Below are 17,010 nucleotides of genomic sequence, written 5' to 3'. Positions count from 1 at the left end.
ATGCGAGAAGTAGTGATTGTAGATGCAGTCAGAACCCCGATTGGCCGCTATAAAGGAGTATTGAAGGACATTCGTCCAGATGATATGGCAGCCCATGTACTTAGAGGAATTGTTGATCGGCAGCCTCAACTTCCAGTGGATGATATAGAGGAAGTGATTTTAGGAAACGCAAATGGTGCTGGGGAGGAGAATCGGAATGTAGCGAGGATGGCTGCTTTGCTTGCTGAGTTTCCTATTCATGTAACAGGAACGACCATCAATCGTTTATGCGGTTCAGGACTGGATGCAGTGAATATGGCCGCTCGAGCGATTATGGCAGGGGAAGGAGATATTTACATTGCAGGTGGAACCGAAAGTATGACAAGAGCACCCTATGTGATGGCCAAGCCATCTAAGGAATTTCCACGAGGCCCCATGGAACTTTTGGATACCACGATTGGCTGGCGGTTTACAAATCCGAGAATAGAAGAAATGTATGGATCTGACAGTATGCCTCAAACCGCAGAGAATGTTGCCAGAAGGTTCGGTATCTCTAGAGAAGAACAAGATGAATTTGCATTTAATAGCCAGATGAAAGCCAAAGCGGCAATGGAAAAGAATCTCTTTGAAGATGAAATTATTCCTATCAGTCATGAAGTTAAGGGTGAGACGATCACCATAAATACAGATGAACATCCCCGTCCGAATATAAATGCAGAAAAACTTGCAAAGTTAAAACCATTGTTCAAGGACGGTACAGTTACAGCGGGAAACTCATCAGGAGTGAATGATGGGGCATCTGCATTACTATTAATGAGTGCTGAGAAAGCTGATGAATTGGGAATACAACCGCTTGCCCGTTATGCAGCTAGTGGAGCGGCAGGGGTGGAACCGGCTTATATGGGACTTGGGCCGATAGAAGCTACAAGAAAAGCAATAGCCCGAGCGGGGATAGATATAAGGGATCTTGATTTGATTGAATTAAATGAAGCATTTGCTTCTCAATCCTTAGAGTGTATTAAACAGCTGGAAATAGATAAAGAGATTGTTAATGTGAATGGCGGTGCCATCGCATTCGGCCATCCCCTTGGTGCAAGCGGAGCAAGAATATTGACCACACTCGTACATGAAATGCGAAGAAGAGATGTAAAGAAAGGGCTTGCGACCATGTGTGTTGGTGTAGGGCAGGGTATTGCGACAGTTGTGGAAGCGCTATAATTTGCAAGGAGGGAACGGTTTGGATAAAATTATATGTGAAATCAAGGGAAATCTAGCTTATGTGACGATTAACAGACCAGAAGTGTTAAATTGTTTTGATTATCATACATTAATTGAATTAGAACAGGTTGTACAGGATTTGCATGTGAATCAGGATGTTCATGTGATTATTTTTACGGGGGCAGGTTCAAAAGCGTTCAGCGCCGGAGCTGATTTGAAGGAAAGAAAAGGATTGAATGAAAGAGAAATCAGAAGAAATGTAAAGAAAATCAGCGATGTATTCGATCAAATTGCCAACCTCCCTCAGCCAACCATTGCTGCAATCAATGGGTATGCGTTTGGAGGGGGCTTTGAGTTGGCGATTGCATGTGATTTTCGCATAGCTGCTTCTGATTCCCTGATGGGTCTGACTGAAACAAGCATGGGTATTATTCCCGGCGCTGGTGGCACCCAACGACTCCCGCGATTAGTAGGCGTGTCTAAAGCCATGGAATTAATATTACAAGCAAAACGGATATCCTGTACAGAAGCTCAGCAACTTGGAATAGTAAATCTTTCTGCAGAAAGCACCGAACTATTATCAAGTTGCGAAAAATTTGCAGAATCTATTCTGAAAAATGCGCCAATTGCCGTGAAGCAAGCGAAATTCTCTATCCAGAATGGATTAAATGTGGATGTTAAAACTGGTTTGCAAATAGAAGCAAAATCATATGAATTAACAATTCCTACAAAGGATAGGGAGGAGGCATTGGTGGCATTCAATGAAAAAAGGGCACCTGAATTCATAGGTCAGTAATATAAGATAATAAGGAGTATTTATATGAATAGTAAACCCAACACCCGCTCCATGATATTTACATTATATGGGGATTATGTTCGAAATTATGGAAATGAAATCTGGATCGGCAGCCTTATTGAACTTTTAGAAGCCTTTAATCATAACCCACAGGCAGTCAGGGCTGCCATTTCAAGAATGAGTAAACAAAACTGGGTATGTAACCGGAAAGAAGGGAATAAGAGCTTTTACTCTCTGACAGAGCAGGGGATAAACAGAGTTGATGAGGCTGCAGGAAGAATCTACCGAGCTGAACCGGATAGATGGGATGGGAAATGGAGGATGTTTTTGTATACCATCCCTGAAGACAAGAGGCAGATCAGAGATGAATTGAGAAAGGAATTGACCTGGAGCGGGATGGGATTATTATCCAATGGTTTATGGGTAACGCCTAATGATTTATCTCCTCAAATCAAGGATATCATCCAAAGATATGATCTTAGAGATTTTGTTCATTACTTTGTTTCCGAAAACATAGGTGTTAAGTCTGACAATCAAATCGTTAGGGAATGCTGGGATCTTGACTTCATTAATGAACGGTATGAGCTGTTCATTAATAGAAATAAAGATGATTATGAGGCTGACTACAAAAGAATACAAACTGGGTCCCTGAGCAATAAAGAATGTTTCGTTAAGCGTACCAAGTTGGTGCACTATTATAGAAAGTCTTTGTTTATCGACCCCGGGCTGCCGAAAGAGCTATTACCGGATAAATGGAAGGGAGAACCAGCAAGTAGATTATTCAATGATTATTATAGAATCCTTGAGGGGCCGGCCAATCAATTCTTTGAAGAAGTTTTCGCTAAAGGATACGACAAGTACGAGCGGAATGCGAATTAAAGAATAAGAACCACACAATTTGGAATCTCAAAGGTACTACTCCAGATTGGAAGTGATAATATGGAAAACCTCGTCACGAATCTATTAGGGATACATTTTCCCATCATCCAGGGTGGGATGGGAAATATTAGTGATCCCAACTTAGCAGCAGCAATTTCAAATGCAGGCGGACTAGGTACAATCGGCGTTGGCACCACTTCTGTAGAAGAATGTGATCGTAAAATCAGTACGATGATGGAAAATACTGATCGCCCCTGTTGTGTGAATATTCCAGTCTCCGTACATCCAGAAGTCAGTCGAATAGTGGAGATGGTCATCCGAAAAGAGGTACCGGTGGTTTCATTATCTGCAGGGAATCCAGCAAAGATTCTTCCTCGATTGAAGGAAAAAGATATCAAGGTGATCTGTGTTTCTTCTACTGTCAAGCAGGCAAAGAAAGCGGCAGATGCGGGAGCTGATGCAATCGTTTGTGAAGGTTATGAAGCTGCTGGCATTAATAGTTTGAATGAAAGTACCACCATGACCTTGATACCCCAAGTGGTCAACAGTGTTTCTGTCCCTGTGATTGCTGCAGGAGGTATAGCTGACGGGAGGGGAATGGCGGCTGCTATTTCACTAGGAGCATCTGGTGTCCAGATGGGTACTAGGTTTGTCGCTACCAAAGAGGCAATGTTCCACCGTAATTATAAGGAATCTATTTTAAAAGCAACAGATGAATCTACCATAATTATTGGCCGTCCCGCAAACAAGATACGCAGAATCTTGAAAGGAAACTATGCTGATAAATTATCAGAAATAGAAGACGGGCCTATAGAGATGTTTATGGAAAAAACCGGAGAAGAGTATCACGAGATAGGGGCTGTTGAGGGAGATACAGATAACGGATTTGTTAATAGTGGCCAAATTGCAGGTTTGATTAATGACTGCCCATCTGTGGCAGAATTGATGGAGACAATGGTTACAGAAGCAAAGGAGACGTTAAAAGGAAGTATAGGGATATTATGAGCCAGGGTCTTAGGAGGGTAGAGATGATTCAAACGAAAGATGAAATCTCGATTCATCAGAACCACTACAACGAGATCTTAAATAAGCTTAAAGACGATCAATATGCAGCACATTTGGGAATGGAAATTATCGCTTTTAGCGCAGGTGAAGCTACCGTTCAACTGAAAGCTCAAGACCATATGTTAAATGCACATGGAACGGTTCACGGCGGACTACTATATACTATGGCTGACTTTGCTTTTGCACTTGCTTGCAACTCCTATGGAAAAGCTTCTGTCGGTCTTTCCACGACCACTAATTTCATGAAAAGTGCAGCAGAAGGAGACACTATAACAGCTAAGGCTTCAGAGGTGAGGCGGAATAACAGGATCGGTTTCTATCGTATTGAAATTGAGACAGAGAAGGAAACCGTTGCCTCTATAGAAGCAATAGCTTACCGAAAAAAACATTACTTCATATCAATAGAATAAATAGAGACTAAAAAGCTGTGCTCTGTACACAGCTTTTTATTATGACTTAAAGGGAATATTCAACTATTAACCTCTAATATTTCCTTGAATTCCTTCCCCTTTTCTACATAAGTATCTACGGAAAGTTGGATTAAATCGTAGTCCTCTTTCGTAAGCGATCGGACTACTTTACCCGGAGATCCAACAACTAAAGAACCAGGCGGTATTTTTTTCCCTGGTGGGATTAAAGTATTCGCTCCTATGATGCATTCTTTTCCTATTTCCACATTATCAAGGATAGTAGAGCCCATACCGATGATGGAACGCTTTCCAACTTTGCATCCGTGGAGTACAACATTATGTCCTACTGTTACTTCGTCTTCAATATGTGCTGGACAACCTTCATACAAATGAATGGTTGAGTTATCCTGAATACTGCATTTTTCTCCGATCGTAATGGAATCCTCATCCCCACGCAGCACCGCATTAAACCATACAGAGGACTCTTTCCCGATGGAAACATCTCCTATTATATGACTTCCCGGAGCCACGAATACAGTATCGTGGATGGCAGGATACTTGTTATTGTAGGGTATTGCCATTCTTACACTCCTTTCCATTTCCAGTAATTAAATTTATTATAACATTTATGCAAGTATATAAATGTAGATAATTGCAAATTTTTCCTTCAAATTGGGAATTCCTTCCGTGTTAAATAGCTTTCCAAGCTAGTCTAACAAATACCATAATGTTAAGAAGTCTGTATCTTATCAGCTGGTAGTTGATGGATTTAATATAAACTATTTTTTAAAAAAGTTAAAATATTAACAATATAATGTTGACACAATCTACTTGTTTAAGTACTATTTATATAACAAATAAAAGTATATCGTTTTTAAAACGATATACTTTTATTTGTTAGTGGATAGAGAACTGCTGGTATGGTTGTCCTGCCGGTAGTCAAGCTAGAATAATTCTCTCGATTAGGACTACATAACCGTTTGCTGTCTAGGACGGGGAGGGGTTATAAAACGTAATTAAAAAGGGAGATTCCTTTTTAATAAATAACTTAGAAGGAGGAAGAAACAATTTATGACGAAACATGGAAAGGTACAACCAGGGTTGAAATGGGGGGCCTTCACATTAAGGGTGCCTGGGGTTCACCTGCAATTGACACCAAGTCAGCACATACAGGGGGGGCTGATGCTTCTTGGGACGTGCGGCGCGGTAACACCACTTGTTATGCAATATTTTGAAGTCTCTTTTGAAATCGCATGGACGGTGAGCCTTGTCATGTTATTCTGGGTTCTTGCACAAACGGTGTTATTTGGAGACCCCTATGCAGCTGGAGGTATTACAGCTGGGCTGCCATTAACCATCGTTTTTATGAACGCGCTTACACCTGGTGAAGAAGCCATTGAAGGTATGATCGCTATCTTTCTTGTTGTCATAGTATTGTTACTGTTTTTTGGCATAACCAAACTCGGTGAAACATTTAATAAAATGTTTCCAACGACGTTAAAAGCGGGGATTATCATGGGAGCGGCCATAGCGGCGTTCCAGTCGGAACTGGACCGCTTGCAGGAAATGCCGATTACATTGGTAACTGCATGGATCATCGTATTGATCTTAATGTTTTCCATTCCTTTTTCTAATCTGCCGGAATCAAAGTTGAAAATGGCTGCTGGATCCAATGCTCTTTTATTCGCTTTTGCAGGAGCTGGAATCATTGGATGGTTAACCGGAGAACTATCGTTCGATTTATCGTGGGGATTTTTTGTACCGCCAATTGGAGAGACGATTTCGACTTTATCTATATGGGCTGTTGGCTTTCCAAGCTGGGATATGATCCTGTCTGTGCTTCCCATAGGGGTAATGATCTACATTCTAGCGTTTAGTGATTTGATTGTTGCCAACACTCTCTTAAAGGAGGCAGACAAAGCAAGAAGCGATGAAAAGATAGACATTAATCCAACAAGAAGCCATTACATACTTTCTCTTAGAAATATCGCTCAACTCCTCACCGGGGGTCCGCTTCTTTGGATTCATGGGCCAATATGGACAGGGGTACAGATATTCTTGATTGAGCGGTATAAGAAAGGAAAACGCGTGATGGATTCTATTTATGGCGGGCCGATGAACTTTTATATTTTAGCGATTCCGCTTGGTCTGTTTTTACCTGTCATCGGTATAATTACACCCTTATTTCCGGTTGGTTTATCAGTTACACTGCTATTGACAGGGTTTGCTTGTGCATATGTAGCGATGGGGATGGTTTCCAGTAATATCTCACGTGGTTTGGTGCTGATCATCGGGATAGTGACAGCAACGCTTGGTGCCGCTTGGGGTATGGGGATTGGTATTGTTCTTTACTTCTTACTCATCGGTTTAAGAGAAGAAAAACAAGCGACAGATGAAGTGGTATCAGATACTTCAGATACTTCAGATACCCCAGATGCCGAGAAAGCAATCTAAGATTCACAGGAGGGTGGTGTGCATCACACCACCCTTCTAAAGCCTAAAAATACGGTTCAAAAAATGGAAGTATCTAAAAGAAACGGGAATCGTCAGTCTTTATTTTCATTTAATCTTCTGGTTTCCAACTGAGCCCTAAAAACTACCTCTTGATTATCTTCATTAATCCCCTCCGTAATCATTATCTTTGGATCGGTATTTGACATGCCTTTTTTCAATTTAATAGTTTCCCCTGGTAATGCCTCATGATTGAAGTTTACTTCAATCGCTTTTATTTCATGGGTTTGATGATCTTTGACAGGGAAACAATCAAGTATAAAATCTACATACCTTGAGTTGTTCAGATGGCCGTTGAAGTCAATATCACTGTAGCCGATTACTTTCTGATACACTGTGTCCATCGACTCGCCACGCTTTAGTTTTTTCAGTTTGTAATCGATAGCAGGTTCTATTATGTCAGATGGATAGTCAAATGGGATATGGGAAGCTCTTTTTATTTTTCTCTCCACCAAATCCATAATTACCCAAGCAGAAACTGCTCGGACAATAGGGATTCCTTCCTGATCACGCACAACGAAATCTCGTTTGAACTCCATCTTTCCAGGTTCATGTGTCCATGTTTCAATTGTAATATCTTCGTTTAATTCAGGTACTCGGACTACTTCTACCCGTATTCGCATGAGAATCCAGGCGACACCATAGTTCTTGGCTATATCATCTATGCCTACACCTATACTTGCCGCAGAAAGACTGGCAATTTCCTGAAAATAGCTGAATAATGTGCTGATCCTCAATTTCTTTTTAAAATCTACGTCACGCAAGTCAATATGATAAAGCTTTTTATATAATGTAGAAGTCTGCATCCTTATAGCTCCTTATTTTTTATGTTCTTTCTGTAAATTCTATCATATCATCCTGCTCCAACAGCAGGCATAGGCTTGATATATATCCAGAGAATGTTTTAATTTTTTCTAAGCACGGGTTTGATTGCTTCATTTGCAGGTAAGATCCAATCTACCGGCATGTTGGTCCTAGTAAGCCATCATTGTAAGTTATTACCCCTTGCTATCTGGGAATGCATTTACTTGCATTATTAATATCATTGTTCCATAAGGCCTGACATACAAGGCATCACAGCCGCTCTATGTCAGGCTTTTTTTCGCTACGCGCTAGCATTCCCACCCTTGACAACCCATTCATTTCGATAAATGATATGGTTAGTGAGGGTGATTGGAATGAAGGATGCAGTGAATATATTGATCATTGAAGATGATGAGGATATCAATCGATTGCTTTGCAACATTGTCCAGAAGAATGGGTATGCTCCGAAGCCGGCTTATTCCGGAACAGAAGCGATGATCCATTTGGACAACCGGGAGTGGGATATGGTGCTGATCGATCTGATGCTTCCTGGTTTGCCTGGGGAGGTTATTCTGAAGAAGGTGACAGAAGAGAGTGATATACCCATCATCATTATCTCCGCCAAGCTGGAGACGCAAACGAAAATCAATGCCTTGAGGTCCGGTGCGGACGACTACATAACCAAGCCTTTCGATATTGAAGAGGTGTCTGCCAGGATTGATTCCTGTCTCAGAAGGTACCATCGGGCTGGACTGCCAAACGTTCACCAAGTTCGTCATAAAGACATCATGGTGGATACAGACGCAAAAACAGTGACAGTGAACGGACAGGAGCTGAAACTGACGGCACGCGAATATGAAATCATGCGTTTGATGGTTTCCTCCCCTCATAAGGTTTTTACGAAGGCCAATCTGTTCGAGAGTGTCTGGAATGAGGCATTCTATGGGGATGACAACACGATCAATGTACATATGAGCAATATCAGAAGCAAGCTCGCGAAGGCTCATCCCGATGAGGAATATATCGAAACCATCTGGGGGATGGGCTACCGGCTTAAAACTTAAGGTTTTCTTAAGAATTGTCTTAAGACTTTCTTATGGTTTCCTTCTTATAGTAGAAGAGTGGCCAAAGGGAAGTATCTTTGGCATGTGCTCTAGCAACAATTTGTAGGGAGGAAAACCAGGATGAATGAGTATGTGTTAAAAACCAACCAATTATCGAAAAAATATCATCGGAAATGGGCACTTCATAAGGTGGGTCTCACGATAAAAAAGGGATCCATTTACGGTTTTATCGGACAGAATGGAGCAGGGAAATCCACGTTGATCCGGGTGATCACCGGTCTTGCTTATCCGACGTCAGGGACTTTCGAGTTATTTGGGGAGACCAATGAACGACAGGTGATCGAGGCAAGAAAGCGAATCGGCACGATCATTGAAGGCCCTGCATTATACCCACATATGACAGCCGCGGAAAATTTAGAGGCACACCGGCTTTTGAAAGGAATACCAGGGAAAGAATGTATTGAAAAAACGCTGGCATTGGTAGGCTTACAGGATACAGGCCGAAAGAAAGCGAAGGATTTTTCCTTAGGGATGAAACAACGCTTGGGTCTTGGGATAGCTTTATTGGGAGATCCTGAATTTCTGATTCTGGATGAGCCGATCAATGGGCTGGATCCAATGGGAGTCGTGGAGGTAAGGGAGCTGCTGAAGAAGCTGAATCAAGAATATGGCATCACCATGCTGATCTCCAGCCATATCTTGAGTGAACTTCATTTGTTGGCGACGGATTATGGCATCATCCATCACGGAGAACTGCTGGAGCAGCTGTCAGCCAAAGAACTGAATGAAAAATGCCAGCAATACCTGCATATTAAGGTGGATAATCCGAATAGGGCTGCTACCGTCATGGAGAACAAACTATCCACACAAGCCTACGAAGTGATGCCGGACGGGGCCATCAAGCTGTTTGCCTATGTAGACATGCCCAGGAAAATCTCCAAGCTGTTGACGGATGAAGGATTGGTGATTGAGGAGTTCATGCCGATGGGAGAGGACCTGGAGTCATACTTCAGCCACCGCATTGGAGGTGTGCAGCATGGGTAATTTGATGAAAGCAGAATGGTACAAGCTGAAGAAAGAGCGATCATTCCGGTTCTTGATCCTCCTGTTGATGGCAGTATCTGTCCTGTTTCCTCTATTGGAATTCGATAATGGCGGACCGGGACTGCCACCAGTGGATGAATACTATTTGCATAATATCCTTGGTGCCCATGGCAATATTGTAAAACTCTTGCCGAGCATCCTGGCGGGTTTCTTCATTACCAGTGAATATTCCAGAGGCACGATGAAAAGCATCGCTTCCTCCGGCAACAGCAGGCTGCGTATTTATATCGCCAAACTGATGGTATTTTCGTTTGGCGCCATGATCATCTCGCTGATTCTGCCGGTTTTCATGACGGCGGTGAGTGCCATCTTCTTCGGCTTTCAAGACATGCCGGAATGGTCATTCTACCTCCAGACGACTGGGTTGATCATGTTGTATGGGGCAGCTTTTGCTTCCATCATGGCCATCTTTTCCATCCTTTTTACCGATAGTGGGAAAACGATCGGATTTCTGCTGATGTTTTTTATCTTCGTTGATTATCCTTTGCAGCTTTTAGCAGTCAAATTTCCTTTTTTCGAACCGGTTGTGAGTCATTCCATTTTTAAACTGGTGCATAACATCAGTATTGTCGATGAATTGGCCACTGGAGAAATATGGACCCTCGTGGCGGTTCCGGTGATAAGCTTCCTGGCATTTGGTGCAGTAGGAAGCGTTATTTTCCAGCGGAAAGAAATCAAGTAGACAGAAAGCGGGTGAGGCCGAATGTTGTATTTCACTATTATAATCCTAATAGCTTTTATCGTGGTACTCACTCGCTTTTTTCTATTGAAAAGGGAAATAAAAAGAGCAGCCCGCGAGCTCCAGCGGCTGAACGGACAGGAGACAGCGAAGAAAATCGATGTCAGCTATTATGATCGGGATTTTGAGAAACTTGCCAAGGAAATAAATGATCAGATTGACAAAACGAAGCAGGCGAAAGCAGAAAAGCAGTCCACCGAAAACGAGTTGAAACAGGCGATCTCTCATATATCCCATGATATCCGTACACCCATGACTTCGATATTGGGATATATCCAATTCCTGGAGGCAGACGAAATCAGCGACGAAAGGAAAAAGGAATACATAGGTACCATCAAGAACAGTGCGGAAAGATTGAAGGTGTTGTTGGAGGACTTTTTCGAGCTGTCGATCATCGACCAGGTAGACTACCCATTGAAAATGGAACAGGTAGCGTTCAATGAGCTCGTTTTGGAGGTGCTGTTCGGGTTTTACGAAGCATTCAATGAAAGGGATATAGAACCTGTCATCGATATTCCGGAAAACGACTGGGACCTGATGGTGGATCCTTCCGCTGCCAAACGGGTGATTGAAAATCTCGTGGTCAATGCGATGAGGTACTCCACCGGTGATGTAGCCGTCCGGCTGAAGAAAACCGAGGCCTCGATCCAATTGACGATCAGCAATTCAGTGGATCCATCCAGTGAAATAGATGTCACACATATGTTCGACCGCTTTTATAAAGCGGATCAGACACGGACAGGGAAGGGAACTGGCTTAGGGTTGCCGATCGCTAAAAGCCTGATGGAAAAAATGAACGGAAACATTGATGCGGAGGTGCAGGATGGGCAATTGACGGTGGTATGTGTTTGGTGGTATTAAAATAGTGATAATTAATATGGGGGCGCTTCTCTTGAGTCAAAGATGAAGTGCTCTTTTTCATTTGTGGCTTTATTGATCAGTACGGCATGGGGATAGAGCTGTTCCAAACAAAAGCATTCTAACCTGAAAGAAATTATCTAATTATAATTCTTGATAAACACAAGGGCATCCATCTACCGGAATTATCGCCTTTTTAAATGGGAGTTCTAGAATAAAAAGAACTCCCCCTATATTTTAGAGAAGTTCTTTAGACAAATATTACCATTTCCAACCGTATGCTTTTACTTCTACTGTTTCAATATTACTAGCATCTTCCCTAGGTATTTCTGGATAGGTCAGCTCAAAGCCAGCTTCACTTCCAGGATTCACTCCAACATCCACACTACCTTTTAATACACCTTGAAGTGTACCATCTTCAGCAAATAAAGCTGCAGCTATTCGAATATCATCTTGCATTTCTTCAGTTGTGTTCTTAACTACACCCGTTACTTTGTAAGGGGTAGAGTATTCATCAGCACCTGCTGTGCCTTTAACACCCGACACTTCAAGAAGGTTGGACTTTTCATCTGTAATATCATAATTGAAATTATATGTGGTTTCACCATATACTGAGGCATCATTTACTCCATCTAATATAGTAGTTTCTGAAATGAAAGCTTTTTCGCCTGGAGCTACCACACTAGGAACTGAATAAATCATAGAAGAGGTTCCTAATATTCCACCATCCGTATCTTTATAGTTCATCTGGGTTTCTCCTATTTTAACTGGAGTATCACCTGTGTTTTCGAAGACTGCTGATGAATGAACCCAAACACTGTCAATAGAATCTTTCCAAGTTCCGCCAGTAGTTTGTACAATTTCTAACTCGGCCTCTGATTCAGACTCGGCTTCTTCTTGTTCATTTTGGTTAGTATTATTATCTTCACTGGTATTGCTATCTACTTCATTTGATTGAGAATCAGAGTTTGTATCTCCCGCAATATCTTCTGAGCCACAAGCTGTAATAAACATGCTTAAACTAATAGCTGTTAATATAATAATAAATTTCTTCATTTTCATTCCCCTTCTTTATGCAGCCTTTTCCTTTTTTCCATTGGATTTTCTTATAATTCCCATAAGACCTGCCGGGATAAGAAATAGGGCGGGTACTACGCCGAATAAACTGATAGAAATCAGAATTGCAATACCACTGATTAACATGAGCCATCCGCCTAATTTCGGTTTGAATTTGACTAGTATGGCTCCTATTATAGCGAGTGCGCTAAAAATAAAAGCACTTGTTCCTAACCCATTAAGTTCAGATGTCCCATTTATTGCCTCATCGACCGACCCTACAAATAAAGCCAAAAAAGCACCACCAAATCCTATTAATCCACCGATAATACCGAGAACTAACTCTGTTGTCCTATTCAAGGGTTACACCTCCTTTCAGAAAAATTTGAATAGTAACTAGTATTATATTACTACCAAAATCAGGCAAATGAAAGGGGGTTATTGACAATAATTGGTAATATGTATGGAATTATAGAGGTGAAACAGATGAATATATAGAACAATCCCCTCAACCAAACCGTCAGCAGGACTTCTTGAGAGGATTATTCAAATAGTCTTTATAAGGTCGAAAATGATAAAACAATGAACGGGGCCGAAAATCCTGCAACAAACTGGGCCTTGGAGTAGCTCTGTCAAAGCTCACAGACGGGAAACATCAATTTCTTCTTTATCAGCATAGGGGTAAAGGGGTATGGATTGGTTCGTATGAAAAAAACTCGGACATCTGCACCTGTCCAAGATTTTCTCAATTCATTCATATCTCCCCCGTATACCGGACAGATTCAATATGTGTTCGCGAGAGCTTGATCAGTTCTTTGATAAATTCCTCCGGTGATGCTTCGAAGTTCGTGTTGATCCAATTGGTTAAGAGGCCATAAAATCCATAGGCAGTGTAGCGGGTAAAATAATCCATATCGACGGGTGTATTGTTGACCGTATGGAATTGGAATTTTTCCTGGTAGATTTTCAAGATGGTCTGTGGGAATTCGGTATGTATGCCAGGGATGGTATCTGGATAGTTGATCAGGTCGAAAAATTTACGGTTTTCATGGATATAGGTGATAATCCCAAAAGACCTTGCATTCAGGTCAACGGTATGGATATATCGGTCCGACTGGTACGGTATTCCGACAGCTTCCTCCAGTCCTTGAAGTTTGGTGTGGAGAAGGTCATCGGCTAAATGGAATTTATCATGATAATGGATATAGAATGTACTGCGGTTGTATCTGGAATATTGCACAATATCTTTGACCGTGACGGCAAGGAACCCTTTTTCTTTGATCAAGTCGACCAGTGCCTGCTGGAAATGTTCTTTTGTTCTATCTTTGCGTGGAGTGGAAAGCTGCTCTTCCATCAGAGTATCCCCCAATCTTGTTCAATTCTTTATTGTATGTATAGTACATGGACAGTACGTCCGGATGTGTCTATCAACTGGACGTTCGTAAAACTATTGTTGGTTGGACTCTATCCAACCAGATACTATTATAAGGATGTAAGCCTTTTTACATGAGTAGATGTTCGTATATATTATAACAGGGGGTATCATAAATGGGAAAATTGCAGGATAAAGTAGCAGTCATCACAGGTGGAGTATCTGGTATCGGTGCTGCAACGGCACGCTTGTTCGCAGCTGAAGGAGCAAAACTGGTATTGATAGATATGAACGAGGAAAAAGGCGCTGCCATCGAAAAAGAACTGAAATCCCAAGGAACAGAAGCCCTGTTCGTAAAAGCAGATGTAACGAGTGAACAAGAAGTGCAAAATATATTTTCTACCACCTTATCTACGTTTGGAAAAGTGGATGTTTTATTCAATAACGCCGGAATCGGTGCGGTGAAACCGACAGAAGAATTGACCTATGCAGAATGGAGAAAGACGGTAGAGGTTGATTTGGATGGCGTGTTCTTGGTAGCCCAAGCGGCCATCAAAGAATTCTTGAAAGCTGGAAGCGGGGTCATCGTCAATACAGCTTCCATGTATGGCTGGGTCGGATCTCCTGGAAGTGCAGCATATAATGCCGCCAAAGCAGGTGTGATCAACTTGACCCGTTCACTTGGCTTGGAATATGCAGAGCGCAACATTCGGGTGAATGCGTTATGCCCAGGATTTATCGAAACGCCAATCCTAGGGGAAACCGACAGAGAATTCTTGACGAATGCCACACCAATGAAGCGTCTGGGCCAGCCAGAAGAAATGGCCAAAGCCGTACTCTTCATGGCCAGCGATGATTCTTCCTTCATGACCGGAAATTCCATGGTCATTGATGGTGGATATACAGCACAATAATAGAAGACTGACCATAAGGACCCATCTTGAATTTCATTCAGGATGGGTTTTTCTTATGCTCTAATCAACGGGTTAACCATCATAAAAAGGACTACTTCCTAACTCCTCCATCCATAGGTATAACCCATCCCTACAATGCCTTCACATCCAACTCCCTGATGAACTGGACGAAAGCCCGTACGATGTTCATTTCCAAGGAGTCTTCGAGATAGTACATCCATGTCTTTCTGGTAATCGGCCTGCCTGCAGTGTCAAGCAAGGGCTTGATGGAAAGGTCTGGATAATCCCGCACCACCAGGTTGGCGAGAATGGCATAGCCTAGCCCGTTCACGACCATTTCTTTACATGTTTCCACCTGGTTCACCTGAATATTGATATTGGGGCGTTGGCTGTAATTGCTGTACCACCAAGCGTCGACGATGTCTTTCATTTTCTCATCCGTGTAGTAATCGATCCGGGGCGCTTCCGGCAGGTCTTGCCACTCAAACTCCCAGGGGGCGGCGACACAGATTTCTTCTTCATAGAGCAGTTCTTTCTTCTCTCTCCATGTGTAATCCCCTTTGATGAAACTGATATGTACATCATGATTGAGAATCAGGCGGTGAACCTCGCTACTCCAGCCTGTCACTACTTGGAACTCCACGTTCGGGTACTCTTGCTTGAACAGGCGGAGGAGCTTCGGCATCTTGTTGAGGGCAAAGAAGTTGGAAACCCCCACCCGGAGAGTGCCGGAGACCTGTGATTTCATATTGTCCATTTGTTCCTCGATCCTCCGTTGGGCATGGAGCATCTTTGTCGCATGCTTTGCCAATTGCTCGCCTTCGGGCGTGAAGGTGATCCCTTTCTGTTTTCTCAGGATGAGTTTCACGCCATAATGCTCTTCCAGTTTCTGTATCCGCGACGTCACAGTGGGTTGGGAGACGAACAGGAGCTGTGATGCCTTTGTGATGTTCTCCGTGGACTTTAAAATGTCCAGCATCTCCCAATCATGATAATTCATCTCTATTGCCACCTCCACGAGAAATAGAAAATTTCTATGTCTGGTCATAGAAATTATATATTTTTTTTATGCCTAATTCAAACTTATAATAAAATTATAAAAATTACATAAAGGAGGAGAAGTTCATGAAGACATATACCGCAGGCCTGGAAGGTGTCATTGCTGCTGAAACGGAAATCTCCCTGCTGGATACGGTCCAAGAGAAAATCATCATCCGAGGGGAAGACCTGATCGATTTATCGAGCAGGGTCGGCTATGCAGAAATCGCCCATCTCTTATTGGAGGGGAATCTTCCATCCATTCAGGAGAAAGAACAGCTGGAAGGGAAGCTGAACATGCAAAGTGAAGTTCCGGCAGGTATTACAGAGATTCTGAAACTATTGCCGGGCACCACCCACCCGATGGATGGTCTCCGTACAGGACTGTCTGCCCTTGCAGGATATGATGCGGATTTGGAGAATCGGGAACTTTCGGCAAACAAAAGAAGGGCCTATGATATTTTGGGCAAACTTCCTGCCATCACGGTGAACAGCTACCGGCTGATCAATGGGGAGGAGCCGATTCAGCCGAACAAGAACTTGTCCTACAGCGCGAATTTCCTTTATATGATTACAGGAAAAGAACCATCCCAACTGGAAACGGAAATTTTTGACCGGTCCCTGCTGCTTTACAGTGAACATGAAATGCCTAACTCCACCTTCACCGCGAGGGTGATCGCTTCCACCCAGTCCGATATGTACGGTGCCTTGACAGGCGGAGTCGCGTCTCTGAAGGGAAGTCTGCATGGGGGAGCGAATGAAGCGGTGATGTATATGTTGAATGAAGCGGATTCTGCCGCAGCATTCGAACGGTTGATGTACAGGAAACTGCGCATGAAAGAGAAGATCATGGGATTCGGCCATCGTGTCTATATGAAGCGAATGGACCCAAGGGCCATCGTGATGAAAGAAGCACTGAAGGAATTATGTGACCGGAAGGGAGATCATCTGCTGCTTGATATGTGTGAGGCTGGTGAACGGGTGATGGAAGAGGAGAAAGGGCTGTATCCGAATCTGGATTATTATGCAGCCCCAGTCTATTGGATGCTGGGAATCCCGATCCCTTTATATACGCCGATTTTCTTTACTGCCAGGTCAGCCGGGATTGCTGCCCATGTCATCGAGCAGCATGAAAACAACCGTCTGTTCCGGCCAAGAGTGCATTACACAGGCAATTGATATGCATGAATGAAAAAACGAATC

At 42.8% G+C, this 17,010-nt stretch carries 18 protein-coding genes; 12 read left to right on the top strand and 6 right to left on the bottom strand.

All coding sequences use genetic code 11. From position 1 onward, the window contains the following. Genes ACFOGI_RS04510 through ACFOGI_RS04490 form a run of 5 tightly spaced genes read left to right on the top strand, consistent with a single transcriptional unit; the run spans position 1 to position 4,347 of the window. Complete coding sequence (locus ACFOGI_RS04510; RefSeq protein ID WP_390269068.1) at positions 1-1,197, top strand: thiolase family protein; 1,197 nt, start codon at positions 1-3, stop codon at positions 1,195-1,197. A gap of 19 nt (positions 1,198-1,216) precedes the next feature. Further along, the gene (locus tag ACFOGI_RS04505) at positions 1,217-1,993 is read left to right on the top strand and encodes an enoyl-CoA hydratase-related protein (RefSeq protein ID WP_390269065.1); all 777 of its coding nucleotides are present in this window, start codon (positions 1,217-1,219) and stop codon (positions 1,991-1,993) included. Between the two features lie 24 nt (positions 1,994-2,017). Then, positions 2,018-2,872, top strand: coding sequence for a phenylacetic acid degradation operon negative regulatory protein PaaX (gene paaX, locus ACFOGI_RS04500; RefSeq protein WP_390269062.1), 855 nt, complete (start codon positions 2,018-2,020; stop codon positions 2,870-2,872). Positions 2,873-2,932: 60 nt separating this feature from the next. Then, entirely contained in the window at positions 2,933-3,877 is a 945-nt protein-coding gene (locus ACFOGI_RS04495) for an NAD(P)H-dependent flavin oxidoreductase (protein ID WP_390269059.1), read from the top strand. Positions 3,878-3,900: 23 nt separating this feature from the next. Then, on the top strand, positions 3,901-4,347 hold the full coding sequence (locus tag ACFOGI_RS04490; protein WP_390269056.1) for a PaaI family thioesterase: 447 nt from the start codon (positions 3,901-3,903) through the stop codon (positions 4,345-4,347). A gap of 59 nt (positions 4,348-4,406) precedes the next feature. Here ACFOGI_RS04490 and ACFOGI_RS04485 read toward each other — a convergent pair whose 3' ends face one another. Beyond that, positions 4,407-4,928, bottom strand: a complete 522-nt coding sequence (locus tag ACFOGI_RS04485; RefSeq protein WP_390269053.1) for a gamma carbonic anhydrase family protein — start codon at positions 4,926-4,928, stop codon at positions 4,407-4,409. Between the two features lie 601 nt (positions 4,929-5,529). Between ACFOGI_RS04485 and ACFOGI_RS04480 the strand changes: the two genes are divergently transcribed. Further along, positions 5,530-6,801 (top strand): hypothetical protein, encoded by a 1,272-nt coding sequence (locus tag ACFOGI_RS04480; RefSeq protein ID WP_390269050.1) that lies wholly within the window; start codon positions 5,530-5,532, stop codon positions 6,799-6,801. 92 nt (positions 6,802-6,893) lie between these two features. On the opposite strand, the gene ACFOGI_RS04475 is transcribed toward ACFOGI_RS04480, so the two are convergent. Further along, entirely contained in the window at positions 6,894-7,664 is a 771-nt protein-coding gene (locus ACFOGI_RS04475) for an acyl-[acyl-carrier-protein] thioesterase (protein ID WP_390269047.1), read from the bottom strand. Between the two features lie 372 nt (positions 7,665-8,036). On the opposite strand from ACFOGI_RS04475, the gene ACFOGI_RS04470 reads away from it, so the two are divergent. The 4 genes from ACFOGI_RS04470 to ACFOGI_RS04455 all read left to right on the top strand — a co-directional run bounded on the left by ACFOGI_RS04470 (position 8,037) and on the right by ACFOGI_RS04455 (position 11,430). Further along, complete coding sequence (locus ACFOGI_RS04470) at positions 8,037-8,726, top strand: response regulator transcription factor (protein WP_390269044.1); 690 nt, start codon at positions 8,037-8,039, stop codon at positions 8,724-8,726. A gap of 120 nt (positions 8,727-8,846) precedes the next feature. Next, entirely contained in the window at positions 8,847-9,770 is a 924-nt protein-coding gene (locus ACFOGI_RS04465; RefSeq protein WP_390269041.1) for an ATP-binding cassette domain-containing protein, read from the top strand. Next, a complete protein-coding gene (locus tag ACFOGI_RS04460) occupies positions 9,763-10,512 on the top strand; it encodes an ABC transporter permease (protein ID WP_390269038.1) in 750 nt (249 codons plus the stop codon). The genes ACFOGI_RS04465 and ACFOGI_RS04460 overlap by 8 nt, the downstream gene beginning before the upstream one ends. Positions 10,513-10,533: 21 nt before the next feature. Further along, positions 10,534-11,430: a sensor histidine kinase gene (locus ACFOGI_RS04455; protein ID WP_390269035.1), complete on the top strand. Its 897-nt coding sequence runs from the start codon at positions 10,534-10,536 to the stop codon at positions 11,428-11,430. A gap of 258 nt (positions 11,431-11,688) precedes the next feature. On the opposite strand, the gene ACFOGI_RS04450 is transcribed toward ACFOGI_RS04455, so the two are convergent. From ACFOGI_RS04450 to ACFOGI_RS04440, 3 genes are all read right to left on the bottom strand, one after another. Then, entirely contained in the window at positions 11,689-12,483 is a 795-nt protein-coding gene (locus ACFOGI_RS04450; RefSeq protein ID WP_390269032.1) for a hypothetical protein, read from the bottom strand. Positions 12,484-12,498: 15 nt separating this feature from the next. Then, a complete protein-coding gene (locus tag ACFOGI_RS04445) occupies positions 12,499-12,843 on the bottom strand; it encodes a DUF4064 domain-containing protein (RefSeq protein WP_390269029.1) in 345 nt (114 codons plus the stop codon). 394 nt (positions 12,844-13,237) lie between these two features. Then, positions 13,238-13,837, bottom strand: coding sequence for a TetR/AcrR family transcriptional regulator (locus ACFOGI_RS04440; RefSeq protein ID WP_390269026.1), 600 nt, complete (start codon positions 13,835-13,837; stop codon positions 13,238-13,240). 194 nt (positions 13,838-14,031) lie between these two features. Here ACFOGI_RS04440 and ACFOGI_RS04435 point away from each other — a divergent pair, with 194 nt between their 5' ends. Beyond that, positions 14,032-14,769, top strand: a complete 738-nt coding sequence (locus ACFOGI_RS04435) for an SDR family NAD(P)-dependent oxidoreductase (protein ID WP_390269023.1) — start codon at positions 14,032-14,034, stop codon at positions 14,767-14,769. 130 nt (positions 14,770-14,899) lie between these two features. Here ACFOGI_RS04435 and ACFOGI_RS04430 read toward each other — a convergent pair whose 3' ends face one another. Next, complete coding sequence (locus tag ACFOGI_RS04430; protein WP_390269020.1) at positions 14,900-15,769, bottom strand: LysR family transcriptional regulator; 870 nt, start codon at positions 15,767-15,769, stop codon at positions 14,900-14,902. Between the two features lie 125 nt (positions 15,770-15,894). On the opposite strand from ACFOGI_RS04430, the gene mmgD reads away from it, so the two are divergent. Next, positions 15,895-16,986 carry a citrate synthase gene (gene mmgD, locus ACFOGI_RS04425; RefSeq protein WP_390269017.1) on the top strand — a complete coding sequence of 364 codons (1,092 nt, stop codon included), beginning with the start codon at positions 15,895-15,897 and terminating at the stop codon, positions 16,984-16,986. The last annotated feature ends 24 nt before the right edge of the window (positions 16,987-17,010 follow it).

Source organism: Virgibacillus xinjiangensis (assembly GCF_042643145.1).
GTDB classification, from domain to species: domain Bacteria; phylum Bacillota; class Bacilli; order Bacillales; family Amphibacillaceae; genus Virgibacillus_O; species Virgibacillus_O xinjiangensis.
Note: the sequence above shows the minus strand (reverse complement) of the source record. Positions and strands in the feature narration are given on the sequence as shown.